The following is a 2,867-nucleotide window of genomic DNA, read 5'->3' as shown; positions in this document are numbered from 1 at the left end:
GGAAGACATGATGAGCACACGATGGATGCCATGGCGCTGCGTGCCGAGGAAGGACGGGGCACGGCACCGATATGCTCCGGGGAGCCGCGTGCAGGCTGTGATCCGGAGGTCTCCGAATGGGGCAACCCGCTGCCATCTGGCAGCGCTCCGCATCAGCGGAGCGGGAACCCGGCCAACTGAAACATCTCAGTAGCCGGAGGAAGAGTGAACGACACCCGTAGTAGCGGCGAGCGAACCGGGTGAGGCCTAAACCGTGCGCGTGCCAAGGGAGCAGCCGTTGCGCGCACGGGGTTGGAGGACGACCCACGCCCATCCTGCTCGATGGGCCTCACGCGACCGCGTTCAGCAGAAGCAGTGTGGAACCCTGCACCAGAGAGCGTGAGAGTCGCGTATGCGTGCGCCTCAGCGTGAGGGGTCGTTCCTGAGTAGGTCCGGGCACGAAGAACCCGGGCTGAAGCCGGGCAGACCACTGTCCAAGGCAAGCTACACGCAGTGACCGATAGCGCACAGTACCGTGAGGGAACGGTGAAAAGTACCCCGGTGAGGGGAGTGAAAGAGACCCTGAAATCGTGTGCTTCCACGCCGTGGGAGCCGGGCAACCGGTGACCGCGTGCCTTTTGGAGTATGATCCGGCGAGTAATCCTCGGTGGCGTGGTTAAGGCAGAGCCAGCCGGAGCCGGAGTGAACGCGAGCCTGAACAGGGCGAGCGTCGCCGGGGATTGACCCGAAACCGTGTGAGCTACCCATGGCCAGGCTGAAGCGTCCCTAACAGGACGTGGAGGGCCGCACCGGTGTCTGTTGCAAAAGGCTCGGATGAGCTGTGGGTAGGGGTGAAATGCCAATCGAACACGGAGATAGCTGGTTCTCCCCGAAATGTATTGAGGTACAGCCGCGGCAATGGCACACCCGGAGGTAGAGCACTGTTGTTGTGCGGGGGCTTCACCGCTTACCAAGCGACGGCAAACTGCGAATGCCGGGTGTGTGCACCGCGAGTGAGACGGCGGGTGCGAATATCCGTCGTCGAGAGGGAAACAACCCAGACCGCCGGCTAAGGTCCCCCAGTGGTCGCTAAGTGGGAAAGGTTGTGGCGCCGCTTAGACAACCAGGAGGTTGGCTTAGAAGCAGCCATCCTTGAAAGAGTGCGTAACAGCTCACTGGTCAAGCAGCGCTGCGCCGAGGCTGTAACGGGGCAAAGCGACCCACCGAAGCCGCGGGTTGACCGAGAGGTCAACGGTAGGGGAGCGTCGTGACCGCAGGGAAGGGACGGCGGAAGCCGCACTGGAGCGGGCACGAGTGCGAATGCCGGAATGAGTAACGGAGAAGCGATGTGGCAATCATCGCCACCGAAAGTCAAAGGGTTCTGCCGCACGGATGCACCGCGGCAGGGTAGTCGGGCCTAAGGGGACGGCCACGGCCAGACCCGATGGACAACAGGTGAATAGTCCTGTACCGTGGAGTGGTCGCTTGACCAATGCCGGATGCTGAGGGGTAGTCGCCGCGGCGAGACGAGCGCCGTCCAAGCCGGTAGGGAGCAGGGCGAAGGAAATCCGTCCTGCGCTGACCGAGAGGTGAGTGAAAGGGGGTTGGGGAACCAACCGCCAATGGCGAGGCGCCTGTGCAGCCACGAAAGGCCGGCTCGGGAGACCACCCACGCCCGTACCGCAAACCGACACAGGTAGACAGGTCGAGGAGACCAAGGTGGACGAGTGACCCCCGGTTAAGGAACTCGGCAAATTGACCCCGTACCTTCGGAAGAAGGGGTGCTGCGTGTAGGGTGAAGCCCCTGGCGGGTGGAGCCCGAGGCAGCCGCAGGGTCCAGGCCCGGGCGACTGGATACCAGAACCACAGCTCCCTGCTGAAGCCGGAAGGCGACGTATAGGGGGTGATGCCTGCCCAGTGCCGGAAGGTTAAGGGGAGGGGTGAACGCTCCAAACCGAAGCCCCGGTAAACGGCGGCTGTAACTATAACAGTCCTAAGGTAGCGAAATTCCTTGTCGGGTAAGTTCCGACCCGCACGAAAGGCATCACGATCTGGGCACTGTCTCGACCAGGGGCTCGGTGAAATTGCAGTGGCCGTGAAGATGCGGCCAACTCAGAGCGGGACAAAAAGACCCCGTGGAGCTTTACTACAGCTTGCCATCGGGTAGCGGAGGCCGATGCGTAGGATAGGTGGGAGGCGGAGAAGGCGGACTTGCGGGTCTGCTGGAGCCGACGGTGAAATACCACTCTTCGGTCTGCGCTGCCCTCACCGGCGGAAGGCTGGGACGGTGGCTGGCGGGTAGTTTGACTGGGGCGGTCGCCTCCTAAAGGGTAACGGAGGCGCGCAATGGCGCCCTCAGGCGGGATGGTCATCCGCCGTGGAGTGCAACGGCAGAAGGGCGCTTGACTGCGAGGCAGACAGGCCGAGCAGGGATGAAAGTCGGCCGTAGTGATCCCACAGTACCGGGTGGAAGGGCTGTGGCTTAACGGATAAAAGCTACCCCGGGGATAACAGGCTCAGACCGCCCAAGAGTTCATATCGACGGCGGAGCGTGGCACCTCGATGTCGGCTCGTCGCATCCTGGGGCTGGAGTAGGTCCCAAGGGTTGGGCTGTTCGCCCATGAAAGCGGCACGCGAGCTGGGTTCAGAACGTCGTGAGACAGTTCGGTCTCTATCCGCTCTGAGCGCGTAGAGCAGTGCGCGGGGCTGGCCCTAGTACGAGAGGACCGGGCTGGACGGACCGCTGGTGGAGGAGTTGTGGGGCGGCCTGCAAGCTCCGTAGCTATGTCCGGGAGTGAGAACCGCTGAAAGCATCTAAGTGGGAAACACGCCGCAAGACGACTGCTCTCACAGCGCAAGGCTGGTAAGCCCCCCGCGAGATGAGCGGG

General features: G+C 63.0%; 1 rRNA gene. It reads left to right on the top strand.

What is annotated here, in order from left to right:
• Window positions 1-2,867 (top strand): 23S ribosomal RNA (locus NW863_RS12665); the annotation flags it as partial.

Source organism: Synechococcus sp. B60.1 (genome assembly GCF_047462555.1).
Lineage (GTDB): Bacteria > Cyanobacteriota > Cyanobacteriia > Thermostichales > Thermostichaceae > Thermostichus.
Note: the sequence above shows the minus strand (reverse complement) of the source record. Positions and strands in the feature narration are given on the sequence as shown.